Genomic DNA, 18,265 nt, shown 5'->3' with positions numbered 1-18,265 from the left:
TCACTCTAGTGTAATCACGCTCTTTTTTAATAGCGCTGCATATTAAATAACACTATGAGGACACAATGAAAAAAACACTTATTAGCGCAGCGTTTTTAGTTGCATGCAGCAGTAACGTACATGCGTTTAGTCAAGAAACCCACAAACGTATAGTGATTGATGCTGTTAATTACATGCAACAACACCCAAGCACAACACAATACGCTGCGTTAGCCAGCTATGCACAGCAAAATAATATGACTATCACTCAACTTGGCGAGCTACTTGGTCAAGCAGCCTATGACGTCGATGATTTTGAGGACACGTTTTTTTGTGGTGCTATTACAGGTTCTTGTGTACAAGCACCAGTTTGGGGTGCTGCAGAAAGTATCGTGAAATACACCAGTTATTGGCACTTTCAAAATCACACGCAAGGTGCTGATCAACACGGCAACGACTTTGGTGGCTACAACTATCAAAAGCTGACGGTGTGGGGGACGGTTGATAATCTTGCAGCGACATGGCTCAAAGGCGATTACCTAGATGATGGTAAAGGTGGCGAAACAGGCTGGTTCAATGCTGACTCTTCAAAATATAATAGCTATGGCGTTACTGAAGCCCATTACCGTATAGATAGCCAATCAAGTTACAGCATGTATGATGATTTTGAGGAAATGCCATTCCAACCTATCGATAACTTAGGGCAATACTGGTATCAAAGTTACTTGCAAAGCGGAAATCCACAGATTTTAGGTTTTGTATTTCACACCACCGATTTACTCCAGCCTCATCATACTTGGACAACCTCTGATTTAAATCACTCAAGCTGGGAAAGTTGGGTGAATGATTATTACGACCAAGAAAACCTCAATGATCCAGCACTTGTTACACAAGCAATGACGACCTTTGCAGCATTAGATACACAATCAACTGATGTACGTCCCTTATTAACCCAAGGTGGGGCATTTTCGTATGCACAAGGTGGGATCGTGTTAAATTCAGAAGATCATTACGACCGACTCGATACTGCAAAACAAGTGGTTCCTCATGCGATTGCAATGGTGGTTCACCTACTTAATCATGCCATGGTTGCTCGATAATGCGTGGGCTTTACATTTTGACAGCACTGCTAGGTTTGCTTTTTAGCAACCTAGCAGTTGCTGCGTTTAATCAATACACGGAATCTGAAATTGATCTCATGTGGCAGGTCTACAAAGAACAACGCCCTGAGATTAGCAAACAGCAAACACGTGAACGCCTTTACGAAAATCAATTTTTACTTGAGTACGCACAGAAAAACATGCCAGAACTTGTAGAGCGCCAAGCAAGCGTTGGCTTTTCGACTCATTACCATGTTATGCGCTACTTAGATAATCTGTTTATTCATCAGCTAAATCTCACCGATAAACCAGCTAAAACTGGGCTTGAACCATTTGATAAACACTGGCTGAAAACCAACTTAGGGCAATACCCGCTAAATGGTCAGTACAGTGATGACCAAATCAAACAGTTCAATGCTATTAAACTCAATTTGTTTGAAAACTCAATGACGCTGTACGAATTTATTGCACCTCTTTCTATGCAGACTCGCTTTCGTTTGCATCAAGGGGATAGCGACTTGTTCAAAACCGAAATTTTAAAACATCGACAATTTATTTTGCATTTAAAGCAAGCTAACGCAGTCTTACAAACACAGCAACTTTCGCTACTCCAACTTTATTCTATCGCCATGGGCGATATTTTAAGACCTTCAATTCAAAGCTGGCTAGGCATAAAAGGTATTATGCATGTTGATAGCCCAGTACTCACTCGCTTAGAAAGCACGGTAACTGGCACTGAAATCCAGCAATATTACCAACAACACAAAGAAAGATTTCATTATCTAAAATCGGTTAAGGCCCATGGCGGCGAATTTACCGAAAGAGAGGCAGCGTTAGCATTTAGAAAGCAAGCAGAAACAAGTTCAATACAACACGCACTAAAGCAATTAAATCAGCCCGATATTTACACTCAATATAAAAACCACTTAACCCGAGAGCATAAACGAAATTGGGCAGTACAATTAGCTTTCACACAAAAACCTCAACAGTTGAGTGAGGTAATACGCTCACCGAATGGTTTATGGGTGGTAGTAATGAGCTATGATCATACTTTTGGCTACTTTAACGAAAATGACGAAACTGTTCGCTATCAAGCTAAAAAAGCCATCGCAATTGAAAAAGCCAAAAGCAGCTATCAACAAAAATGGCTGGCGTGGCAAAAACACCATGGCGTTAAGCTATGAAATGGTTAGCTTTAGCACTCATGGTACTGTTCAGCGCTGCCGTTGTTATTCATCTGCAAACTCACCCTATTCGTTTAGCGCCAGCTAAAAAAGCACCGGTGTCCGTTGAGGTTGAAAAGAAAGATGTTCATGATCAGCAAGCACTGACCAGCACGCTCGAAAAGCAAGCCCACCCAACCATTGAGCAAATCGAAAATGCCGGTATCAAAGCGATAATCACCACACCTGATTATATAGCCCCTATTGCAAAGCAGCCCCAGCAAGCAAAGCGGTTTACAGGTGATCTTAATGATCACAAAGCATATCAGACATATCATCAAGCGCAGCAAACTGAACTAGAGCTTCGCTTTATTGATGCCGCAGAAAGTAAAATTGCTACTCTCGAATCCCTTTTAGAACGTGGTAAGCAAGCGGGATTATCAGAAGATAAGCTTAATGAAGCCGTCGGTAAAATTGCGGCTTTAAAGACGATGCAAGCAGAATTAATTGCAAAGCATAACGAAAAAAGCCGCCTCAGATGAGGCGGCAAAACTAACTAGGGGAAACAATGCTGTTGGAAATTACTTATTTTCGAGTAATTTACCGTTACCGATTTCGATTTTACGTGGTTTTAGTGCTTCTGGAATTTCACGTTGTAAATCGATACTTAGTAAGCCATTTTCAAGGTCAGCGCCAAGTACTTTAACGTGGTCGCCCAACTGGAACTTACGTTCAAAGTTACGCTCTGCAATGCCTTGATGAATAAACTTACGTTCCGCATTATCTTGTTTATCAGCTTTAGTACCGCTAACTTTTAAGGTGTTGTTTTCTGACTCAATGGTCAACTCACTGTCACTAAAACCTGCTACGGCCATAGTGATACGATATTTGTCTTTATCGAGTGCTTCGATGTTATACGGAGGAAAACTTGGCTGCTTGTCTGTGCGTGCTGCCGCATCCATTAATGATGCTAAATGATCGAAACCGATGAATGAACGATAAAGTGGTGATAAGTCTACTGTACGCATAATTATATCCTCATATTTAAGCGATATTTTGTTAGTACTCTTCTTTTGAACCAGCGCTAACAAAGTTAAATTAATACTATATATTTCAATTACTTTAGTTTGGTTGGGACCCATCAGGCGTCCTCACTAAACTATTTATGGGCGGTCAAAATCTTTTCAAGATTTTTAGCAAAAAAAATTGCAATTTTTTTAAATTAAATGAAATTTAAACACCCTCAAACGGGTCTGAATAAGTTGATTTTAAAGGGCTAAACACGTACAAAATAACAATGAAAAAAAATCCAACTTTTTTAAAAAAATTTATCAGGGTGCTAAAAAATGTCGTCTTAATGGCGGTCATTGTGTATGCCGTAACCTTATTTCAACAACGAAATTTACTCTCAACTGATAAAACCCCTGCCCCTTATTTTAATTTAGCCACGTTAAAAGACCCGACAGAGCGGATGACCATTGCACAATTACAAGGCAAGCAAACAGTAGTGTATTTCTTTGCGCCATGGTGCTCAATTTGTCGTTACAGTATGCCGAATTTAGAGACCGCCCATCAGCAAGGTAAACTTAATGCGATAGCGATTGCACTCGATTACCAAAGCATTGCCGAAGTTAAACAGTTTACGGATTCGCTTGATTTGACTATGCCTGTATTGCTTGGCAGTAAAAGTACAGGTCAAGATTACAAAATCAGTGCTTACCCAACTTATTATGTTATTGATGAGCAATTGGTCATTACTGCGCATTCTATGGGTTACTCAACAGAACTGGGTCTTAGAATGCGAACGCTTGATTAGCTCAATCGCTAATAATGAGAAAAAACAGAACAGAGCAATCGATTTTATGCACTGTTTTTATTCATTTAATTCGTTAAGATGATAACCAGATAAACACATTCACATCGAGGAGAGCGATATGTTAACTGTAATTTTTGGCCGTGAAGGCTGCCCATACTGTGTTCGTGCAAAAGACGTTGCTGAAAAACTAGCTAACGAGCGTGACGATTTTAAATACCGTTACATCGACATCATTAAAGAAGGTATCAGCAAAGCAGATTTAGAACAGTCTGCTGGCAAACCTTGCCCAACTGTACCACAGATTTTTATTGACCAAGCCCACATTGGTGGCTTCACTGAATTCGAAGCGTACGCTAAAGAAAATTTAGGGTTATATCAATAAATTGTAAACGTGGTTGATTTTGGTAAATTTAAACTGATTAAATTATGACCAACATCAACCACATACAAATTAGTTGTAATTTATACAAGCAATTGCCTTGTATTTCCTATACAATGCGCGCCTCTTTAAATTCGTTGAGGCGTATTAATGTCAGAACCAGTCACGTTTGAATCTCTAAATCTTTCTCCTGCAATCCTTAAAGCAGTTGAAGAGTTGGGTTACAAGACTCCATCTGAAATCCAAGCTCAATGTATACCGTTATTGCTAGAAAGAAAGGACGTACTGGGACTAGCGCAAACGGGTACAGGTAAAACAGCAGCATTTGCTCTGCCGTTACTAAATAATATTGACCCGTCTGTGAAACAGCCACAGATCCTTGTTTTAACGCCTACGCGTGAACTTGCGATCCAAGTAGCTGAGGCATTCGAACAATATGCTAAGCATACTCGTGGTGTTGAAGTTTTAGCCCTTTATGGTGGCCAAAGCTATAGCATCCAATTAAGTGCACTTCGTCGTGGCGCGCAAATCATTGTTGCAACGCCAGGCCGCTTAATCGACCACATTAACCGTGGCACAATCAAGTTTGAGAGCTTACAAGCCCTTGTTCTTGATGAAGCAGACGAAATGTTACGCATGGGCTTCATTGATGATGTTGAAAGCATCATGGAGCAAACGCCGCGTGAAAAGCAAACATGTCTTTTCTCTGCGACTATGCCAAAGCAAATTCAAAATATCAGCAGCAAGTACATGAATGAGCCTGAGCAAGTTCATATTTCTGCTCGTAACTCAACTGTATCAACTGTTGAACAAGTATTTTGGAATGCACACGTACACAAAAACAAAGCTATCGTTCGCTTCTTAGAAGCTGAACAATACGATGGCGCGATTGTTTTCGTACGTACACGTAACGACACGGTACAATTAGCTGAATTACTTGAGCATGAAGGTTTCTCTGCTGCACCACTTAATGGTGACATGAACCAACAAGCACGTGAACGCACAGTAGACCGTTTGAAAAACGGCCTAGTTGATATCGTTATTGCAACAGACGTTGCTGCACGTGGTCTTGATGTTGACCGTTTAAGCCTAGTAATCAACTACGATATTCCACAAGACTCAGAAGCCTACGTTCACCGTATTGGTCGTACTGGTCGTGCGGGTCGTACAGGTAAAGCGATTCTTTTCGTAAAACATAACGAACGTTATTTACTTAAAAATATCATTCGTCATACGAAATCAGATATCGCACAAGTTGAATTACCGACTGCTAAAGTAGTTGAAGAAAAGCGTATCAAAGCACTTCAAGACAAATTAACAATTGCTCTTGAAAACAAAGACATCACTTTCTTCAATCAAGTTGCTGCTGATATGGCAGAAAAACTTGAGTTAAGTGCTGAAGACTTAGCAGGTGCATTACTTTGTTTAGCGCAGCAACAATCACCAATCAAGGTTGAAGAAGTTAAAGCTCAACCGCGTGGCGAGCGTAACGACCGTCGTCGTAACGAACGTGGTGATCGTGCTGAGCGTGGCGACCGTCAAGGACGCGAGCGTAAACCTCGTGAGCCACGTGAGCGCAACAGCCGTAACATGGGTCCTATGGATACTTACCGTATCGAAGTAGGTCGTGAGCACGGTGTACAAGTTAAAAATATCGTTGGTGCGATTGCTAACGAAGCTGATATCTCGAGCAAGTTCATCGGTGATATCCGTCTTCATGACACGCACAGTACGGTTCAGTTACCGCAAAACATGCCAAAAGACGTGTTAGACCATTTCCAAAAGGTGTTTATCTGTAAGCGCCCAATGAATATGTCTTTAACACAAGATCAAGGTCCAGCGCCAACTGCTGCACCTCGCTCTGAGCGCCCAAGCGGTGATCGTGGTGATAAAAAGCGTAACTTCAAAGATCGTGGTGAAAAACGTGGTGGCCCTCGTAAAGAGCGTCGTCCAGTGAGCTTCACTGCGAACTAATTGAAGCTTTAAGCAATAAAAAAACCTTGTCATGAGAGTGACAAGGTTTTTTTGTGTCTGTAGTAAAGCTGTCAGCCGTCAGCTATCAGACTTCAGTTCTGTAAAGCCTCACGTCTGTAAAGCCTCACGCTGGATGGCTGAGGCTTTGTTACTCTAATCGTTATGAGCCGATGGCTGGGTATGCGTAGCTTGATTGTAAGCCAAGCGGGATGCCTAAGCCCCAGTACGCGAGTAAGAAGATACTCCAACCGATTAAGAAGGCGATTGAGTACGGTAACATCATCGCGATTAAGGTGCCGATACCGGTGCCTTTTACATACTTTTGACAGTACACAACAACCAATGGGAAGTATGGCATTAGTGGCGTGATGATATTCGAGCTTGAGTCACCTACACGGTAGGCAGCTTGCGTTAAATCAGGTGAAATACCCAGTTGCATCAGCATGGGTACAAATATTGGTCCTAGTAACGCCCATTTTGCGGAGCTTGAGCCAACAAACAGGTTCACAAACGCCGTTAAAAAGATAATACCGATCACCGTTACTGAGCTTGGTAGTGCCATTGCTTTTAACAGCTCTGCTCCTTCAATTGCAAGTAATGCACCTAGGTTTGATTTACTAAATGCAGCAATAAATAACGCACAGAAGAACGCCATAACAATATAATAAGCCATACCGCTCATCGCTTTGCTCATTGCATCTATCATATCTTTAGAGCTTTTGAAGGTACCCACGGCAAAACCGTAAACGGCACCTGGGATCCAAAACAGTAAGAAGATAAGCGGTACAATTGATTGCATTAACGGTGAACGGAAATTAGTTAATGAGCCATCGCTGCTTCGCATCGCAGAGTCTGCTGGGGCCGAAACAAACCAAAGTAAAGCAAGGCCAGCAATCATCACTGTACTTGCAATATAAAACGCACGTTTTTCATCACTGCGCGCTTCATCAAATGCAGGTAAGTCTTCAGTATCTCCATCAAGTGGCGTGTTTTGTAAACGCGGCTCGATGATTTTATCTGTGATATACCAGCCTAATAAGATAATAAATAAGCTCGAAGCTGAGGTGAAAAACCAGTTATTGAGCGGGTTAATCGCCATATCTGGGTTAATAATTTGTGCGGCACTTTGGGTAAAGCTTTGCAGTAACGGGTCAATCCCAGACGGAATAAAGTTTGCGCTAAAGCCACCACTTACCCCCGCAAATGCTGCAGCAATACCAGCAAGCGGATGACGCCCCATCGCATAGAAGATTACCCCAGCAAGTGGGATCACTAATACATAACCCGCATCCGTAGCGGTATGGCTGACAATCGCCACTAAAATAATAGACGGTGTTAAAAGCTGCTTAGGCGTAACCTTTAACATTAATTTAAGGCCAGTATTGATAAAGCCAGAATGCTCAGCAACACCAACACCTAACATAGCAACCAGCACCACACCAAGCGGCGCAAAGCCAGTAAAGGTCTTCACCATTGAAGACAAAAAGGTGGCAAGGGAATCCCCTGCTAATAAGTTATGCACTACAATCGCTTCACCGGTGCGCGGGTCGATTGCATCAAATGTGGTGCCCGAAAAGAGCCAAGATAAAAACCAAATAAGCAGCATTGCGACTAAAAATATAATCGCCGGATCAGGTAGTTTGTTACCCACCCTTTCAATCGTATTTAGAAAACGTGCGATTGCACCACTTGGTGCCTGCACATCATTATTGTTATTCATTTTCAAATTCCCTGGAAAAATATCTTTTTTACCTTAACGCATCTGTGCAATGAGGTAAATTTTAAGTTAATAAAATTACCCAATAAAGGTAATGTGAATATATAAAAAAAGCGACAAAAGGCCGCTTCTTTAGATTCTATTTAAGTCAATTAAGCTGCAAGTGCTTTTACTTCATCCCACAGACGCACAACAAGCTCTTTATCTTCTTCGTTTAGCTCGCCGTTGCGATAAGCTTTAACGAGGCTAGATTCAACTTGATTGTTTAGCTCATCAATCGATAAGTTTAATTCTTCTACTTGTGCATAGCCTACAGCTAAGTCAAAGTGACCACGCAAATAGCCACCAGCAAATAGCTCGTCGTCTGTTGCTTTATCGACTAAATCATCAAAATATTGCTGCGCTGCATCAATATAACTTACTAAACTCATTGTTACTTCTCCTCTGGGTGCAGCCCATCTTGATGACCCACTGCATACATAATATGGTCATTGAAACCTGTGGTTACTCGAATATAACCACTTAATTCATCGTCTAGTTCACTATCACCCGTATCGGCAATCAGTGGTCGGCCATTCAAGGCCTGTAATTTAGTTTTCGTCGCTACCACAATAATATTGTCGCGACCAATGGCACGAATAAGTGCCGGGCTTAATTGCTGATTACCTCGACCGAAAATATGGCCTTGGCCACCAATTAAAGTGATCACCAACTTGGTTTCTTTACCTTCTGTGAGCTTAAGTAATTGCTGGGCAGTTAAGTCCTGCGCCACAAGCTCTTGGTCTGCCACTAAGTCTACGCCTAGCAAGGTATTTTCAAGACCCATTTCTTCCATAATTGCCGCGACTGTAGACCCACTGCCCATCACATACAAGCAGTCTTCATCCATTTCACTAACAACATAGGCAGCTATATCGGCAAGCACTAATTCATCGGTTTCTTTGCCGCCATTTTTAACCGCTTGTACGTAGCGCACTTCACTCGGCACTTGCATTTCACCGTAACGCTTAGCTTTTACTGTACCTTCGCGAAATGCCTCTTCGTCGATATCCATCACATCGGCATCACCAAGGCTTACAAGTTCACCTTTAACTAGCATCTCAACAACACGTCCAGCTGCTTTGGGGGTTATTGCATAAACACCAGAATGGATTTTACAACCAGCAGGAATACCCAGCACAGGGGTACTATCACCAACCGCGTGGCAAATATTGCGAGCAGTGCCATCACCACCCGCAAATAAAATAAGGTCGACACCTTGCTCAACTAATAACTTAGCAGCCTGCTCTGTGTCTTCCGGTGTAGTGATATCATTTGTTTGGTAAATAACATGAGTATTAAAACCAAGTTGGCTTGCAGTTTGCTCACCCATTTCACCATTTACAGTGTAAATAGTTAAGTCATCTTGATGGGCAAGCAGTACTTCAAGTGCTGCTCTGGTACGTAAGTTTGCTTTTGGCTCAGCGCCAAGTTGCATTGCTTTTGCAGCTGTCTCTGCGCCATCACTGCCCTTTAATGCGACACTGCCACCTAAGCCGGCAACCGGGTTTACAATTAAACCTAATTTAAACTGCATTAGATAAAGCTCCTGGGTTGTCCTGATAATCACGCTGCCATGTAAACTGTGCAGCCGTTAATGGCCATGGGGTTTTATAAAAATCGCTCAATGCGTTAAGCAGTGCTGTTGTGCGCTGGTTAAAGCCAGATGCTAAAAAGCTCAACACCTGCTGGTGAACCCGCGCTTGAAAATCAAATCGGCAAGTTTGCTCGCCATTAAGATTATCAACCGATACATTAAAATCGAAACCTGCTGCGGTACTGAGCGCCCATTCGATAGCTTGGGGCTTTACTTCAACCGCTTCAAATTCAGCTTGCTGGTGCTTATCACGGCCATCAGGGCAATACCAATAGCCATAATCTTCTTTTAACCGACGCGCCTCTCCAGCCACTAGCCAATGGGCAATTTCGTGTAAGGCGCTGGCATAAAAACCATGGGCAAACACAATTTGGTGATAAGGCGTTTGCTCATCAGCAGGTAGGTAAATAGGTTCATCATCACCCTTTATCAAACGCGTGTTATGGCTTTGATAAAAAGTGTTTTCAAAAATAGCGATTAAGTCAGCATTCTGATGCATACGGCTTGAATTCATCTCGTTAAAAGCGTCACTAAAAACGAGGCGAATTGTACGGACTTTTCACTGTAAAGTAAAAGCAACTACCCTCAGTTACAGGTATTTTGCGATATCAACATCATCGATTTGTGCTGGGTTTAAATAGCGTTTTGCATATTCAAGGTAAATACCTGATGTTAAAAACAATTTGAATACATCTTCATCAACATGTTGATCGGCTACCATCTTGGCTAAAATATCTATGGCAACACTCAGCGGTTTGGCTTTTTTGTAAGGTCTATCGGCTGCGGTTAATGCTTCGAAGATATCAGCCAGCACCAACACGCGCTCTGGTATTGATAAATCATCCGCAGACAACTTACGTGGATACCCTGTGCCTTTGAGTGTTTCGTGATGGGTCGAGGCATAACGAGGCACACGAGCTAATTCATCAGGAAATGGCACGTTATCGAGCATCCGAATGGTGCTGATAATATGCTCATTGATTTTAAAGCGGTCTTCGTTTGTTAATGTACCGCGTTGAATTTGTAAGTTATACAACTCGCCAAGATTATACTTATACTCAGGAATAGTAACTTGAATTCCTAAGCGCTCGTCATACTGTATTGGTTTATCGTGGGCAATCAAATGCTCAGGTTTATCAGAAAGTAGCTTTTCAGTCACAGGCAGTTGCTCATCGTTGCTGTGAACTCGCAGCTCTTCCACTGGCGAAAGCCCTATCTTATCGTCAAAATGTCGCTGCCACGTAATGTTACTGAGTGCCTCTAAGCGCTCAAGACTTGCTTCATCCATAAACTCGCCACCCACATTGCACGCTGCGATAAACGAAAAATCACTGCGTAATTGTGATTGGCGTTTGCCAAGCTCAGCTTCAAGCTCAGGTTGCTTTTCTGGTGAGCTTTGCAACGCTTTTAAATAAGCGATTTCTGCATCTCGCCACAGTACTTCAAACCGTGTACGCACTTCGTGGATACGGTTATAAATGGTTTCTAACTTCGTGCCTTTATCTACGATATGCTCTGGGGTGGTGATTTTACCGCAGTCATGTAGCCAAGCTGCTAGGCTAAATTCTCTTAGCTCGTCTTTATTTTTAAAGGCAAACTCTTTAAAAGCGTGTTCATTTGAGTTTGAGGCCGCTTTGGCCAGCATAATGCCCAGCTCTGGTACCCGCTCGCAGTGCCCTGCTGTATAAGGCGATTTATCATCGATAGCCTGTGCAATAAGCTCAATAAATGACTCCATTAAGGCTTTCTGCTTTTGCTCATGCTGCTGAATAGATTGACTCATTTGCACCATGGAGCTAGCCAGGTTATTGATTTCTTTAATACTACTTTTTAATGTAGATACTTGATCAAACTGTCGACGTTTAATTTTTAAGTTTTCGCCCTCTAAGGTCTTAATAGGTGCAACGATGGGTGAGGCAAAAAACCATGACACCGGCAATACCATAATTAAGCATGCGGCAGTGATAAAAATAGAAAGCTTAATTTTTTCACGGGTAGAGCTCAAAACGCCTTCTTTCGGCACCACTATCGCTAAGTAATCACTATTACTGCCCCCTTCTGAAAGCGGAGTGATATACACATATTTTTCAATGCCATTTAGGGTCATCAAACGTAAATGGGCAAAGTTTGTTTTATCTGTGATTAAACTTAAAAACTCAGGATATGGTACGGTACCAATCACTTGTGATTGCTGATTGGGATCGCTCCCTAACCATTTACGCTCGAGTGCCGCAATGTACGAATTTGGCAGGTGTGTTATTGCCATATCAATTAAGTCTTTAAGCGCTTCATCTTCTGGGTGAAATAATAAATGCAGGGTATCGGGTAAAAGGTCGTGGCTATATGTATCTAGCTGATTGTACTGAATGCCATCAATAAAAAACTGCTTTTGGGTGTATTTGAACACCGCCTCGTTATCTAAGCCTGCAAAGACCCGTCCTTGGCTAACTGCATCAAGTACCGCTTTTGTACTTGGTAGCTCAACAATGTCGATGTCGGGAAAGTGCTCTTTGATCACGTTAATCACCGACCAGCCCTCGCCTATCGCCAACTGTTTGCCCGCTAGCTGCTTCATGGTGACAACCGGTGTGGTGCCTTGTGCAGTAATTATGCTAAACGGCAACCTTGCCATGGTTTCACTCATTACACCAAGTGGCTCATTAGCAGGCGTTTTAAATATAGGCTGAATAATGTCTATTTCATTTTTTGCAAATTGCGTTAAAAACTCAGACCAAGTAAAACCGTTGATAAAGGTCACCTTAATTCCAAGCAACTCAGCCAAACCATTAATATAATCAATGCTATAGCCTTTGGGGTTTCCGCCGACACTAAAATCCATCGGTGGCCAGTTTGTCTCGTTTGATACGCTTAAATAAGGATACTTTGCCAATACACTTTGCTGCTCTTCAGTCAGAGGCAATTTTTCAAGCCTTGGCAGACGTAAGCTATTTTTTTGTTGATTAGAGGCAACAATTTCACCCTCTTTATTGTATATATACAGCTCACTTAAATACTGGCTGCTCATTTTACTTTGCTGTTTGCTTAAATATTCAGAGATGCTCGACAAACTAACGTCTAACGCTAAGACACTGTTTTCGCTTGCCGACTTTATCGAATAGGTTTGCCCGGGCGCTTGCAGGTGGGTAAAGAAATACGGCTTGGTTTTATTGACTCGGGCAGAATTTGCTTGCTTAAACCACAAACGCTCTCGGGGGTCATAGCTGGTACCTTTAGTTTGAGAAATGCGTAAATTAAATTGCTGATCAAAATAATGGGTGTGCTGAACACGCTCAGCCCCTTCGCCGGTAATGTGGATCACGACCCAGCGATCTGCTTCGATGGCTTGCAACTGCTGACGAACTATTTCACTACTTTCTAAATTTATTAATTCATAAAAGTCACCATTTTCATAGCCAACATACAAGGCATAAAACAATGGATTGAGCTGCATGATTTCACTCATGACATTTCTCAGTTCACTTTTATCTTCGCTGTCGGCACTGATAAGGCTGCTGTTTTGTACCATCACACTTAGCGTGTTTTCCGACTTTTCATTGACACCGGTAAGGTAATCAGCGACAGAGCCAGTGGCTAAATTAAAGTTTTTAACACTGGCTTCTAAGGCCATTTTTTCACTGAAATAATATTGCAGACTAATTGCAATCAGGGCTGTTAATGAGGTGGCTAATACAAACACCGCAACAACGGTAAGACGAATCGAGAAACGTATTGTTTGTTTTAGTTTTTGAAAAGCAGATACCAGCACTTATGCATCTCCTTGCAATGCTTTGTTCGTAAATAATATTAGCTTGTATAATATGTATACACCAATAACTTTGTATTACAAACAAAAACACTGCAATATTAGCCTAAAGCATAAGCAAATAATTATCTTAGATATTTTTGAATATCGACCGAATCGATTTGCGACTCATGTAAAAACTGTTTTGCATATTTTAGGTAAATGCCAGAAGTTAAAAAGAGCTCAAATACGTCACGGTCAATGTGATCGTCATCGACCATTTTCGCTAAAATATCAACAGCAACACTCAAAGGTTTTGCTTTTTTATAAGGTCTATCTGCCGCGGTTAATGCTTCGAAGATATCAGCAAGTACTAACACACGTTCAGGTATTGATAACTGCTTAGCGGTTAATTTTCTCGGATAGCCAGTCCCTTTTAAGGTTTCGTGGTGGGTTGATGCATAACGCGGAACTCTCGCTAACTCTTTAGGGAATGGCACACTCCCAAGCATACGAATTGTACTGATCACATGCTCATTGATCTTAAACCGATCTTCCGCTGTTAACGTGCCCCGCGCCACCGACAAGTTATAGACTTCGCCAAGGTTATATTTATACTCTGGAATCGCCATATTAATGCCCAAACTTTCTGGGTACTCAACGGCTTTTTCGTGTGGAATTAAATCACTTGGCTTATCGCTCAGGAGTGACTCTTCGACAGGTAAATGCTGATCTTTCAAATCAGCCATACGCATTTCTTCAAGGGGCGATAAACCTAAACTTGCGTCAAAATAGCGCTGCCACTTGATGCTAGCAACCTCATGTAAGCGAGTCAACTGCGCTTCATCCATAAACTCACCACCGACATTACAGGCGGCAATAAAGCTAAAATCAGCGTGTAACTTTTCTGTTTGTTGCTCAAGCTTTTGCTTTAGCACAGATTGCTGCTCTGGGTGCGCGATTAGTTGCTCGTAGTAGGCAATTTTTGCATCACGTAGCAGCACTTCAAATCGGGTGCGTACTTCGTGAATGCGGTTATAAATGGTTTCAAGCTTAGTGCCTTTATCAACAATATGTTCTGGTGTGGTGATTTTACCGCAGTCGTGTAACCACGCCGCTAAACGAAACTCGCGTCGCTCATCCGGGGTTTTAAAGCTAAACTCAGAAAACGCCTCATCGGTTGAACCAGATGCGGCATCTGCAAGCCAAATACCCAGCTCTGGCACACGCTCACAATGCCCTGCCGTGTACGGTGATTTATCATCAATGGCTTGCGCAATGAGCTCGACAAAAGACTCCATCAGCGCTTTTTGTGAATTTTCATGTTGCTCAATGGAGCGACTCATATCGACCATCGAACTGGCTAAATAATGAATTTCTAAAATATGACTAGAAAGCGTTGAAACCTCATTGTAATCGCGCTGTTGAATTTTTTTATTTTCACCCACTAGTTTCAGTATCGGGTTAACGATTGAAGAGGCAAAAAACCAAGAAACGGGCAGCAGCAAGAGTAAAAATAAGCCCGTGACTAAAATTGAAATACGTATTTTTTCTTTAATTACCGCTAACACATCTTCTTTAGATACCAGTACGGTGAAGTAATCCACTTCATCAGATTGCATATCGCTACTGAGCGGCAGAGGCAGCACAAACATGTACTTTTCTATGCCCTTTTCATGGACGCTCAGCATTTTGCCAAATTGATACGCTTTATTAGCAAGCCCTGATTGCTGTTCATCCAATTTAATCAACTGAGATAAGTCATCAAAGGTATGCTGATGGCTTTGATTTTTACTGGTCGCAATAATTTCGCCATTGCCACGATATACATACATTTCACTTTCAACCAAGTGTTTCATTTTAGTTTGTTGCGCGGTTAAAAAATGATTCAAACTTGCACTGGCAATATCAATTGCTAATACATCGCCTGTTTGCGCTGACTTTATTGCGTAGGTATAACCTGGTACATCAAACACGTTAAACACGTACTGCTCGGTTTTCGTCACCGAAGTACTGGTTGCATCCTGAAACCAAACACGGGTTCGCGGGTCGTAATCTGTCGCTTGCGTGTCTCTTTTACGAACAGTGAGCGACTCATCTAAATACGTGGTCACTTGCTTACGCTCACTACCCTGCCCAGTAATTTGGTATACCAGCCAATGATCGTCTTCATCAAGTTGAAACGATGAAGGAAGCTTTGCATAGCCTTTTAAATTAATAACCTGCAATAAGTCGCCATTAGCATGACCAAGAATGAGTGAATAAAAGTCTGGATGGCGCGTTAAAATTTCGAGCAAAACATGCTGTAAAATGTCTTTATTATCTTGGCTATTCGAAAAGAGTCGCGTGTCGTGGATCATCACGCTCAAGGTGTTGTTAGCACGCTCATTAATTCGGGTGATATGATCGGCTATTTGCTGGCTAGTTTGTTTAAATTGTTCTGATTTAGTTTGCAGTATCAGCTTTTCACTAAAGTAATAATGCAGACTAATCGCCACCACGCCAGTGAGTAAACTCGCGAGAGCGAACACCAGTAGAACACTGGCCCTGATTGAAATTTTATAGCCCTTATCATGGCGTGATAGCATTCGCGACTCCTTGCTAGCTAATAATTCATATTGTTTTAAAAAATGATACTTTAAGATTATATCGAAACAACAATAAGGTACATGTATTTGTGCGCTTTTCAGCCATTTATAGTTTTATTACTAATTGGTTTCGCCCAGCTTCTTTCGCCTGATAAAGCGCAGCATCAGCCCGTGAAATAACTGATTTTTTAGGCTCTTCTTGCATCACAGTTAAACCAAAGCTGGCGCGAATTGGTAAAGACAACTCACCAACCTCGCACACTTCACTATTCAATCGTGAAATCATACTGTTGATAATAACCGTTGCATCAGGCACAGAGCATAGTGGCAGCACAATAACAAACTCTTCTCCGCCAAAACGATAAACGTCATCAGAGGTACGTAGTGAGTGAGTTAAAAATGCAGAAAAACGTTGTAACACGACATCCCCCACCTCGTGGCCATGGGTATCATTCACACGTTTAAAATAATCAATATCAGCCAGAATAACACACACTTGTTTTGCCTCACCTTGCTGTTGCTTAGCCAACCGCTGATATTCTTCATAGGCATTATCAAAAGCACGGCGATTGGGCAGTTGAGTAAGTGCATCTTTAAGGGCTTGGGTTTTCATTTCATGAGCAAGCTGGGCAAGCTGTGTATTTCTTACAAATAATGCGCGGCGCATCGTGTGCTCTTGAGCTGCCATGATCAACCCCACTAAATTAGCAGCCACATGCGCTAAGATCACCACATAAAATGAGTGAGTGGATATATCTTTATAGGAGTAAATAACAATCACAGCGAAGACACTGTAAGCAACACCTAAAAACAAAGATAACTTCAAAGATAACAATGTTGAAAAGTAAAAGGTGATCAAAATGATCACATCAAAAAACATGTGCAAAATATAATTTCGCTCATAGGTGACAACCATGAACTGGATATTCAAAAATAAAAACACCATAAACACGACAATCACGGGTTTTAACTGCCCCGGAGTTTTTATAAAACCTAAACCAAAAGCACTTAGTAAACAAACTGATATAGTAACGGCTCTACCGATCAGGGCAATATCGGGCCAAAAGCTCGCTTGAATGATCATCTTATCAAAGAATGTCACCAAAAAAGTGACTACTGCAATCAAGCAGGTAAGAAATTGAGCTATTTTTTTATCTTGTACGAATTTACTTTGCAAAAATGCTTGCTCAACCTGTAACGATTTAAATTGGCAAGCATAACGCTCAATCGACATATCTTCGTTTAATAATTTTGCTGCAAAAGCGCCCATAAATAAATGCCTACTACGAAAGGAAGTGAGGGGTGTTAGATTAAAGAGCAACTACTCTAGTATAGAATGTATGCTCATTAATTAAACTAGTATTTTTGTATAAAAATACGACAAAAACCCCCAAATAAAAGTATAGTAGACAATAAATTAAATAGGAAAATATTCTAAATTTCAGTTAGTTGATTTCTTCACCCGCTTCATCACAATCTACAATATCGGTTTCTTTCAGCGCTTCGCTGATCCAGCTTTGCATTACCGGGCAACTAAGTACGTACTGACAATACGCTTGTGCAGCATGCGAAAGCTCCACCTGATACGTTTTGAAGCGCAGCACCACAGGTGCAAACATCGCATCAACAATAGAGAACTCACCAAATAACCATGCGTTAGGGTAACTTTGCTGCTGAGCAGAAAATATCTCATCGATACGCGCAATGTCTTTTTTAGCTTGCTCTGATAATTCAACATGCCTGTTAGCGCGAATATTCATTGGCATTTCATTGCGAAGTGCAGCAAAACCAGAGTGCATCTCAGCCGCTAGACTGCGCGCTTTTGCTCTTTGGGCTATTTCACTAGGCCAAGCAGCACCATTTAGATAAGCATCATTGATGTATTCACAAATAGCGAGTGAATCCCACACGATTAACTCAGCATCAATAAGGGCCGGCACTTTTTGCACGGGAAACTTACTTTTTAATGCTTCATAAAACTCAGGCGTATCTAAAACTAATTGCTGTTCTGTAAAAGAGATATTGAATTTACTCAGTAAATACCAGGCCCGCAATGACCAAGTTGAGTAGTTTTTATTGCCAATAAATAATTGCATTGTGCTTCCTTTAACGTTTAGATTAGGTTCACTATAAAACAGCAATTGGGTAATTACTCGCCAATTGTTTTTATG

14 protein-coding genes and 1 pseudogene are annotated in these 18,265 nt (G+C 41.6%); 6 read left to right on the top strand and 9 right to left on the bottom strand.

The genetic code is table 11. The features are described 5' to 3' along the window. Positions 1-65 precede the first annotated feature (65 nt). From CWC28_RS01460 to CWC28_RS01450, 3 genes are read left to right on the top strand one after another with little or no spacing between them, the layout of a single operon-like run. Positions 66-1,079: a phospholipase C/P1 nuclease family protein gene (locus CWC28_RS01460; RefSeq protein ID WP_138624619.1), complete on the top strand. Its 1,014-nt coding sequence runs from the start codon at positions 66-68 to the stop codon at positions 1,077-1,079. Then, a complete protein-coding gene (locus tag CWC28_RS01455; protein WP_249324935.1) occupies positions 1,079-2,263 on the top strand; it encodes a peptidylprolyl isomerase in 1,185 nt (394 codons plus the stop codon). The genes CWC28_RS01460 and CWC28_RS01455 overlap by 1 nt, the downstream gene beginning before the upstream one ends. Continuing rightward, positions 2,260-2,784, top strand: a complete 525-nt coding sequence (locus CWC28_RS01450; protein WP_138624618.1) for a hypothetical protein — start codon at positions 2,260-2,262, stop codon at positions 2,782-2,784. The genes CWC28_RS01455 and CWC28_RS01450 overlap by 4 nt, the downstream gene beginning before the upstream one ends. Positions 2,785-2,823: 39 nt before the next feature. Here the strand turns inward: CWC28_RS01450 and CWC28_RS01445 are convergent, their stop codons facing one another. Then, the gene (locus CWC28_RS01445; RefSeq protein WP_063706740.1) at positions 2,824-3,270 is read right to left on the bottom strand and encodes an Hsp20 family protein; all 447 of its coding nucleotides are present in this window, start codon (positions 3,268-3,270) and stop codon (positions 2,824-2,826) included. Between the two features lie 329 nt (positions 3,271-3,599). Between CWC28_RS01445 and CWC28_RS01440 the strand changes: the two genes are divergently transcribed. The 3 genes from CWC28_RS01440 (at position 3,600) to CWC28_RS01430 (ending at position 6,411) form a co-directional block, all read left to right on the top strand. After that, positions 3,600-4,058, top strand: a complete 459-nt coding sequence (locus CWC28_RS01440) for a TlpA family protein disulfide reductase (protein ID WP_249324934.1) — start codon at positions 3,600-3,602, stop codon at positions 4,056-4,058. 118 nt (positions 4,059-4,176) lie between these two features. Next, positions 4,177-4,440 carry a GrxA family glutaredoxin gene (locus tag CWC28_RS01435; protein WP_054553185.1) on the top strand — a complete coding sequence of 88 codons (264 nt, stop codon included), beginning with the start codon at positions 4,177-4,179 and terminating at the stop codon, positions 4,438-4,440. A gap of 147 nt (positions 4,441-4,587) precedes the next feature. Continuing rightward, the gene (locus CWC28_RS01430; protein ID WP_063706736.1) at positions 4,588-6,411 is read left to right on the top strand and encodes a DEAD/DEAH box helicase; all 1,824 of its coding nucleotides are present in this window, start codon (positions 4,588-4,590) and stop codon (positions 6,409-6,411) included. Between the two features lie 160 nt (positions 6,412-6,571). Here the strand turns inward: CWC28_RS01430 and CWC28_RS01425 are convergent, their stop codons facing one another. The 8 genes and pseudogenes from CWC28_RS01425 to CWC28_RS01390 all read right to left on the bottom strand — a co-directional run bounded on the left by CWC28_RS01425 (position 6,572) and on the right by CWC28_RS01390 (position 18,190). Beyond that, complete coding sequence (locus CWC28_RS01425; RefSeq protein WP_063706734.1) at positions 6,572-8,131, bottom strand: AbgT family transporter; 1,560 nt, start codon at positions 8,129-8,131, stop codon at positions 6,572-6,574. Positions 8,132-8,280: 149 nt separating this feature from the next. Beyond that, positions 8,281-8,559, bottom strand: coding sequence for a YfcL family protein (locus CWC28_RS01420; RefSeq protein ID WP_054553188.1), 279 nt, complete (start codon positions 8,557-8,559; stop codon positions 8,281-8,283). A gap of 2 nt (positions 8,560-8,561) precedes the next feature. Beyond that, positions 8,562-9,704 carry an ATP-NAD kinase family protein gene (locus tag CWC28_RS01415; RefSeq protein ID WP_138624616.1) on the bottom strand — a complete coding sequence of 381 codons (1,143 nt, stop codon included), beginning with the start codon at positions 9,702-9,704 and terminating at the stop codon, positions 8,562-8,564. After that, a complete protein-coding gene (locus CWC28_RS01410) occupies positions 9,694-10,263 on the bottom strand; it encodes an elongation factor P hydroxylase (RefSeq protein WP_138624615.1) in 570 nt (189 codons plus the stop codon). The genes CWC28_RS01415 and CWC28_RS01410 overlap by 11 nt, the downstream gene beginning before the upstream one ends. 90 nt (positions 10,264-10,353) lie before the next feature. Next, complete coding sequence (locus CWC28_RS01405) at positions 10,354-13,530, bottom strand: HD domain-containing phosphohydrolase (protein ID WP_105175220.1); 3,177 nt, start codon at positions 13,528-13,530, stop codon at positions 10,354-10,356. A gap of 122 nt (positions 13,531-13,652) precedes the next feature. Beyond that, positions 13,653-15,245: pseudogene (locus CWC28_RS01400) on the bottom strand (HD-GYP domain-containing protein); the annotation flags it as partial. 955 nt (positions 15,246-16,200) lie between these two features. Next, entirely contained in the window at positions 16,201-17,364 is a 1,164-nt protein-coding gene (locus tag CWC28_RS01395) for a GGDEF domain-containing protein (RefSeq protein ID WP_138624613.1), read from the bottom strand. 175 nt (positions 17,365-17,539) lie between these two features. Next, entirely contained in the window at positions 17,540-18,190 is a 651-nt protein-coding gene (locus CWC28_RS01390; protein WP_138624612.1) for a glutathione S-transferase family protein, read from the bottom strand. Positions 18,191-18,265: the final 75 nt, after the last annotated feature.

Origin of the sequence: Pseudoalteromonas sp. S4492 (assembly GCF_005886115.1) — a bacterium.
In the GTDB taxonomy this organism is placed as follows: Bacteria; Pseudomonadota; Gammaproteobacteria; order Enterobacterales; family Alteromonadaceae; genus Pseudoalteromonas; species Pseudoalteromonas gelatinilytica.
Note: the sequence above shows the minus strand (reverse complement) of the source record. Positions and strands in the feature narration are given on the sequence as shown.

Coding starts and splice junctions, on each gene's coding strand:
- CWC28_RS01460 (WP_138624619.1), top strand. CDS start 66: ATGAAAAAAACACTTATTAGCGCAGCGTTTTTAGTTGCATGCAGCAGT.
- CWC28_RS01455 (WP_249324935.1), top strand. CDS start 1,079: ATGCGTGGGCTTTACATTTTGACAGCACTGCTAGGTTTGCTTTTTAGC.
- CWC28_RS01450 (WP_138624618.1), top strand. CDS start 2,260: ATGAAATGGTTAGCTTTAGCACTCATGGTACTGTTCAGCGCTGCCGTT.
- CWC28_RS01445 (WP_063706740.1), bottom strand. CDS start 3,270: ATGCGTACAGTAGACTTATCACCACTTTATCGTTCATTCATCGGTTTC.
- CWC28_RS01440 (WP_249324934.1), top strand. CDS start 3,600: ATGGCGGTCATTGTGTATGCCGTAACCTTATTTCAACAACGAAATTTA.
- CWC28_RS01435 (WP_054553185.1), top strand. CDS start 4,177: ATGTTAACTGTAATTTTTGGCCGTGAAGGCTGCCCATACTGTGTTCGT.
- CWC28_RS01430 (WP_063706736.1), top strand. CDS start 4,588: ATGTCAGAACCAGTCACGTTTGAATCTCTAAATCTTTCTCCTGCAATC.
- CWC28_RS01425 (WP_063706734.1), bottom strand. CDS start 8,131: ATGAATAACAATAATGATGTGCAGGCACCAAGTGGTGCAATCGCACGT.
- CWC28_RS01420 (WP_054553188.1), bottom strand. CDS start 8,559: ATGAGTTTAGTAAGTTATATTGATGCAGCGCAGCAATATTTTGATGAT.
- CWC28_RS01415 (WP_138624616.1), bottom strand. CDS start 9,704: ATGCAGTTTAAATTAGGTTTAATTGTAAACCCGGTTGCCGGCTTAGGT.
- CWC28_RS01410 (WP_138624615.1), bottom strand. CDS start 10,263: ATGCATCAGAATGCTGACTTAATCGCTATTTTTGAAAACACTTTTTAT.
- CWC28_RS01395 (WP_138624613.1), bottom strand. CDS start 17,364: ATGGGCGCTTTTGCAGCAAAATTATTAAACGAAGATATGTCGATTGAG.
- CWC28_RS01390 (WP_138624612.1), bottom strand. CDS start 18,190: ATGCAATTATTTATTGGCAATAAAAACTACTCAACTTGGTCATTGCGG.